The organism is Acinetobacter sp. YH16052 (assembly GCF_013417155.1).
Lineage (GTDB): Bacteria > Pseudomonadota > Gammaproteobacteria > Pseudomonadales > Moraxellaceae > Acinetobacter.
In genome coordinates this window covers 72,468-79,450 of record NZ_VPEO01000015.1, presented here as the reverse complement: position 1 = coordinate 79,450, position 6,983 = coordinate 72,468, and the positions used below count along the sequence as shown (strand labels likewise).

The 6,983-nt window shown below is 33.3% G+C and carries 6 protein-coding genes; 5 read left to right on the top strand and 1 reads right to left on the bottom strand.

The features are described 5' to 3' along the window. Positions 1–383: 383 nt before the first annotated feature. Complete coding sequence (locus FTV42_RS17825; protein ID WP_373683226.1) at positions 384–608, bottom strand: transposase family protein; 225 nt, start codon at positions 606–608, stop codon at positions 384–386. A 710-nt stretch (positions 609–1,318) separates the two neighbouring features. Between FTV42_RS17825 and FTV42_RS11385 the strand changes: the two genes are divergently transcribed. From FTV42_RS11385 to FTV42_RS11365, 5 genes are all read left to right on the top strand, one after another. After that, complete coding sequence (locus FTV42_RS11385; RefSeq protein WP_071850440.1) at positions 1,319–1,852, top strand: hypothetical protein; 534 nt, start codon at positions 1,319–1,321, stop codon at positions 1,850–1,852. Positions 1,853–1,928: 76 nt separating this feature from the next. Further along, on the top strand, positions 1,929–2,633 hold the full coding sequence (locus tag FTV42_RS11380; protein WP_180038817.1) for a molecular chaperone: 705 nt from the start codon (positions 1,929–1,931) through the stop codon (positions 2,631–2,633). A gap of 22 nt (positions 2,634–2,655) precedes the next feature. Beyond that, complete coding sequence (locus tag FTV42_RS11375) at positions 2,656–4,992, top strand: fimbria/pilus outer membrane usher protein (RefSeq protein ID WP_180038816.1); 2,337 nt, start codon at positions 2,656–2,658, stop codon at positions 4,990–4,992. A 13-nt stretch (positions 4,993–5,005) separates the two neighbouring features. Next, positions 5,006–5,422: a hypothetical protein gene (locus FTV42_RS11370; RefSeq protein WP_180038815.1), complete on the top strand. Its 417-nt coding sequence runs from the start codon at positions 5,006–5,008 to the stop codon at positions 5,420–5,422. A gap of 269 nt (positions 5,423–5,691) precedes the next feature. Continuing rightward, positions 5,692–6,972: a glycosyltransferase family 1 protein gene (locus FTV42_RS11365; protein WP_180038814.1), complete on the top strand. Its 1,281-nt coding sequence runs from the start codon at positions 5,692–5,694 to the stop codon at positions 6,970–6,972. The last annotated feature ends 11 nt before the right edge of the window (positions 6,973–6,983 follow it).

The following is a 6,983-nucleotide window of genomic DNA, read 5'->3' as shown; positions in this document are numbered from 1 at the left end:
TGGCTTTTATGGCTTCAGCTTTAAATTCTGCGGTGTAAGTCTTCTGTTTCTTGCTCATGGTAAACTCCTAATGAGTATGTATAGTTTACCAAGTTAAACCCTCCTGTTTTTTAAGCACACATCACTTAAAAAGCATCCCATCAGATGCATTTGTTGAGATATATCTTGGGGAAAATAGTTATCGTGATCAAAGAAGGAAGTATGATAATTTAATCGATGGTTATAAAGTTCCTAAAATTTTACAGTTAAAAGAATTTAGTCGGAATAATAATATTGAATTATTCACTGTTTTAGTTGATACAGAAACATGGTCTTTAAAAAGAAAAATTATTAATTCAGTTGATTTAGATTAAATAGCTGTAATTGTGGTAGCGGTTCATATATTAGAGTTCTTTTATAAATTGTATTAGTTCAGACTTGATCAGCCAATCTTTGACATGACCTACAATTCTTGAGGCTGTTGGCTCTGAAACTCCGTAACTCTTAGTAACGTGAAATAAGGTTCGGTATTCTCGCCAATAGCTTAGACAGAGCAGAATCTGATCCTTAATACTTAACTTGGGCGGTCTGCCTTGAGTTAAAACATGTTTCTTCAATTGATCAACCATTAAATAAAAAGTTGACCATGATATGCCTGTATATCGCTTAAACTGTGTTTCTGAAAACTTTTTGAATCGATGTGTTTCATTCATAAATTAGGCACGAATGCCAAGAAAATTAGAGGACGAATATTAAGCAAAATAGTGTTCAATTTTTATTTATGAAAGAAGATTATTGTATATTAACATATTGTTTTTTAGTTAATTTATATTAATTATTGCTTTTTAGAAAGTTTTTCATAGCTAAGAAAAGTCTTGAAGTGTGAAAAAGAAAGCAAAAGTTTCGACAAAATCACACATTTCTTAAATAAAGTTGCATAATTTACAACTATTTGTAAATTTCGTAACTTTGTTTTATTTTTTTGTAAGTTAAGGTAAATTATAAAAAAATAATAAAATTAGTGGTTTAATTGTTTTTTATAAAATTTAAAGATTATTTTATTCTTTTTATTTGACATAGTTAGAAATATTTTTAAATTGTATCAATTTATTTTTTGTCTTAACCTTTTATAAGTATAGGATTAAATTTTTTAAAACAAATAAAAAACCAAAAATAGAGAGTAGTATTGTGAATAATAAACTTTTGCATATTTTTAGGTCAAAGATAATAAGATAAGTTAACGGTTACTTAACTTTACTCATAATAATAAGAGTTAAAGCGTAATCGTTAAAATAACTACATATACATATTCTTTTATTAAAAAGAAATGGAGAAAATCATGAACAAAATTACACAATCGGCATTAGCGGCATTAGTTCTTGGTGCTTGTTCTACGGCATCTTTTGCAGAAGATGAAGCAGCTCGAGGTGGTTATCATCCTCCTAAACCACCAATTGACTGGAGTAAATGTAATACTTTAGGCTGTGAAAAAGAAATTCCAATTTCACTTAAAATTAATAAGAAATGTGTTTTAACTGGTGGAAATGCAATAGTATTATCTGCTGCTGGTGGAACCCAAACTACAAATTATTCAATTACAACAAATACCCCTTATGTTCTAAATTTACAAACTGCAAATGCCGGTGCTAATAATACTACGTTTGTTAAACATGAAACAGATGCATCTAAAACAATTGCTACAACAATTGTGACGACTAAACAAGGTGCTGCAGGTGCTGTTCCATTTGGTAATTCAAATCATGCTGGTCAAGCAGTTGATAATTATACACTTGCAGTTACCAATACTGCAGTTGATGCTACACAGTTAGCAGGTAATTATACCGATCGCTATCTAATTAAAGCTTACTACTAATTTATTTAATCAACCTAACCTGATATTTATGTTGGGTTAGGTTTCCTCATTATACTTTTAAATGGAAAATTATAATATGAGAAAAACAACTATATTATTTTTTTTATCTTTTTTTTATTTTTCTGGCGGGAAGGCGGATGTTGCAATTGATCCAGTGCAAATGTATATATTTAATGATAAAAAACAAAAAACAACAACACTTACTTTAGAGTCTATAAATGAAGTAGAAAAAAAGATATTTGAGGTGAAAGCATTTAAATGGGATCAAAATGATAAAGGTGAAGATGTGTTGGAGAAGGATGATACTCTTATAATTAATCCAAGAAATTTTATTTTAAAACCTAATGGGAAACAAGTTATACGTGTTGGTTTTAATCGTCCAATAGTATCTGTATTGGATGGTCGGGAAGAGGGTGCCTGGCGCATTGTAATTGAGGAATTACCTCAACCTGTAAAAGAATCATCTATTACTTTCTTGATGAATTTTAACCTGCCATTATTTATTGGAAAGCAAGATAACTTAAAATTAAATTTTAATATTGAGAATGATAAGCTTATAGTTAAAAATAAAGCAGAATCTCATATTCAAATTTCAAAGTTACAAATTTTAGATTCTAATAAGAAAGAAGTTTTTACTAGTAATAATATGAAATATGCACTTAAAGATAAGAGCATTTTTTATGAGTTGGAAGGCGTTAAAATAAATAATCCTCGTAATTATTTTGTTAAAGTAATGACAGATAAGTCGCATGAGGAAATAGAGTTAAAGCTTATGGATTAAAATTATAATTAAGGATTATATTATGCAGTTAAATAGAAAAATAATTATTCTAGTTAATATTTTATTCTTATGTAATGCTAATGCTAACCAGAATCCTGATGATGAATTTTTTGCTAATCTTTGGATAAACGAGCTTGATCATAATATAGATATTATTTTAATAAAAAGTGATGATAATTTTTACATAGAGTGCAATATATTGTCGGAACGAGATATTGATATATCTAAATTATCAAAAATGGCTTCTCGGGATGAGTTTTGTCTTATTTCGGACCGGAATATTCAATCTAATTTCGATGCCTCTAAGCAAACAATTAATCTCACCATACCTACCCAACTGTTTAAATCAAGTACACAGATCTCCCAGTTGCAGACTATGCCAGAGAGAGCCAGTTTTGGAGGTTTCGTAAATTATGATTTTACCTATTTAAATTCAAAAATAGACAGAGAAACGAATTCTTTATATAACGGCCTGACAGATCTGGGTGTCTTTAAAGACTATTGGATTTTTAAGAACTCAATAGCATATTATAATCATCCTTTGAATGAGTATTTTACTCGACTCAGCACTAGTATTGACTTTGAATTTCCTAAAAGTATGACTCAGCTTACTTTAGGAGATACAACTACAGTATATAATCCATTAATTAATTCTTTACGTTTTGCCGGTTTAAACTGGGGAACTAATTTTACTGAGCGACCAAATTTTATTTATTGGAATACTCCAATCTTACAGGGAAGTGCGCGTGTTCCTTCTACAGTTGATTTGTATATTAATGGGGTAAGTATATATAGCCAAAGAGTCAGTCCTGGTGATTTCAATCTTCAAACTGGTGCACAAATTCAACAGGCAGGAAATGCACAAATTATTGTTGAAGATGTATTAGGGAATAGGAGTGTACAAAGTTTTCCTATTCTGGTGACGAATCGGCTATTAAGATCTGATCTTAGTGAATATAATGTTTCATTAGGAAAGTTGCGTTATAACTATAATATAGAAAGTAATGACTATCGTAATTTTTTCTCTAACCTTTATTATCGTTATGGGGTATCTAATTGGACAACACTTGGTTCTAATTTTTCTTATAGCGAAGACTTGCAAAATTTAGGCTTTCTATGGACTCAAGCTATTAGTCATTATTTGGTTTTGGATAGTGTAGTTCAAGCTTCACACGATGAACTTAATAATTTTAATTATTCATATGGATTATCTGCTGCAAAGGATTTCGGAAGAGTTTCACTTGGTGCAAGTGCGAAATATACAGAAAGAGATTTTAAATATTTAGGTGATGACCTGGATAATTTTTATAGTTATCCTAAGTATGAATATTTAATTTATGGGGGAATGAGCAATATTCCTCTCTTGCATAATATTTATTTGAATTATGCTGCCCAGAGTTTTCATCAGCAAGAAATGCGCGTGGAAGATGAGATTCCTTCATTTTTTCAAAATGATCGTAAAACTTTAAATTTAGGGTTTAATCGTCGGCTAGGTAGGAAGGGAAGCCTAGGTTTGAGTTATTTTAGCTCATTTGGTGATGATCGGGATTCTGGAGTTGTCTTATCACTTAGCTATAGTTTTGATGATGATAAAGCAGTTTATTTTAGTCATTCAACAGATGAAAGAACTAAATTGCAATTTGTAAAAAGTAATCCTAATCAGGTTGGATTTGACTATGAAACAGGTGTAAATAGACTCGAAGATGAAACACTATATAATTTCAATGGGCGATTGAAAACAGATGTTGGGGATTTAGGTTTTTATCATATAGAGGGAGATAATGAGTCTGAATCACAATTAAACTATCGTGGTGCGGTTGTTTTTCTTAATAATAAATTCAATTTTACCAAGTTGGTTGATAATGCATTTTCTGTTGTTAGTGTGGGAGATTATCAGGATGTCGATGTTTTAAGGTCTTTATCTGTAGTAGATAAAACGAATAAGAAAGGCTATACCTTTGTTCATGATATTATTCCTTATGTAAATTATGATATTGGTTTTGATCAGAATCAATTACCAGTCGAAGCTAAGATTCCTTATGCAACCAAGAGGCTTACTGCTTTAGATCAGCGGGGGTATATTATTAATTTCCCTATATATAATACAAAACAGGTCACGATTTTGCCTGTAGATAGTAATAATCATAAATTCACAGCCGGTTCAGAGTTATATATCGATAATGATGGTGGGGAGGTTTATCCTATCTCATCGGACGGTACGGTCACTCTATATGGGCTTATTCCAAATACTTACAATATTAAAATCATCAGCACCGAATCTAAAACTTGCTTTGCACAATTGACGGTTACAGAAAATCAAAAAGAAGAAAGCGGACTATCTACGCTTATCTGTAAATAAAGGATGAAAAATAATGAAACTTAAATTTACTGTACTTGTGTTCTCTCTATTATTGACCAGTCTAAGTCATGCCCAACGTTGTCAGATTGATCGATCGACAGTATCAGAACTCAAATTGAACTCCTCTTATCTGAGCCAAGCTGCGACTTCTTTTATCGTAAGGTGTGATAGCAGTTATGCTATTCAATTTAATTCTAGAAACTTAACCAGCACTAATGGCAGTAGTTATTTGGTTAATGAGCACAATCATAAAATAAGAACACAAATGTATATTTCTGGGGCGACCTCATCCCGTTGGAATATGCCGATATCCCAACCGGCAACTAGCCTAAGTAAATTTATTGTATTGGTACAACTAGCTGAACAACCTTCTGCTTTGACCCCAGCTGGAGTTTATAAAGACAGTTTATATGTGGATCTTATCTACTGAATTCTTTTAGTTGGCTCTTAAAAGAGAATTGGATTTTGGTCTATTTAAGTCCTTTAACCAGATTTTGAAGCTTTCTGACTGGATTTTTTAGGCATGAGCTATGGTTATGAATAGGTGAGTTAATTTACTCTTAATTGTTAGTCAAGTTAATTAGATATCTCTATAAGTACATCAACTTCCGAATAAAATGAGAGAAGGGGGGTAATATCATTAAAATGCAATAAATAAGCATTAGACTTTAGCTTAAAATATAATCACATAGGTGTGATATGGAACAGCCCTGCACCTCAGCGTTATCGAAAAAAATGTCTGCACTTCAAAATATTAGCTTTGACTTAAAACAGTTGCGACAGCAAAAAACAAAAATGACCCTGCCTTTGGAAGAGTTGACTCGTCCTCGTCTCAAAATAGCCATTGTGACTGAAACCTGGCCTCCTGAAATCAATGGTGTTGCCCATGCTTTATTGCAACTTTGTAAAGGATTACAAAAACAGGGGCATAAGATTTTATTAATACGTCCAGAACAACGACAAGCCTGTAACGATTTTAAACCGCATAGTGAATGTCTGGTTAAAGCGCATTGCATTCCTAAATATAGCAATTTGCAGTTTGGTAGACCGCAATTTTTAAAAATCCATCAAGCTGTTGAAACTTTTACCCCCGATATTATTCACATTGTGACCGAAGGCCCTTTGGGTTTGGTAGCTCAGCAGCTTGCAAAATTCCATAAAATTCCAGTCTCTAGCGGTTTCCATTCATCATTTCAGGAATTTAGTCGGTTTTTTGATTTGGCTTTTTTACTGAAGCCAATTCAAGGCTATTTAAAGTGGTTTCATAATAATACTGATTTGACCTGTGTCCCGAGTCGAAGCACGGCTCAAGCCTTGAATCAGTTTGGTGTAACTTGTCCCTTGGCAGTTGTGGGCAGAGACGTCGATCCAGATACATTTTCACCAAAGTGGCGATCACCAGATTTGCGCTATGCTTGGGGAGTTTCAAACGAGACCCGGGTGATGTTGTATGTCGGACGGCTTTCTCCTGAAAAGGAAATTGACGTGCTGATCAAAACCTATTTTGTGCTGCGTCAAGTTCGTCAGCAAGATATACGTTTGGTGGTGGTTGGAGATGGGCCGGATCGCACTCGACTTCAACAACTGAATCAGGATGGCAGTATTGTTTTTACCGGTAGCTTGACAGGAGAAAAACTGTCAGCGGCGTATGCCAGTGCTGATGTGTTTTGTTTTGCCAGTCAGGTCGAAACCTTTGGAAATGTGGTATTGGAAGCGATGGCCAGTGGCTTGCCAGTGATTGCTTATGATTATGCTTGTGCAAATTTGCATGTGCAGCATGGTGAAACGGGATGGTTGAGCAGACTTGGACATCAACAGGGTTTGATCCAGCATATGCTCGGATTGCCTGATCTGCAAAGATTGCAGCAGATGGGTGCACAAGCACGTAAAAAAGCCGAAAAGGTAGGCTGGCAATATCCAGTCCGGCAATTTGAACAAGCACTGTATTCACTGGTACAGCATCAGGAATACAGGATATAAAACAAGAAAGG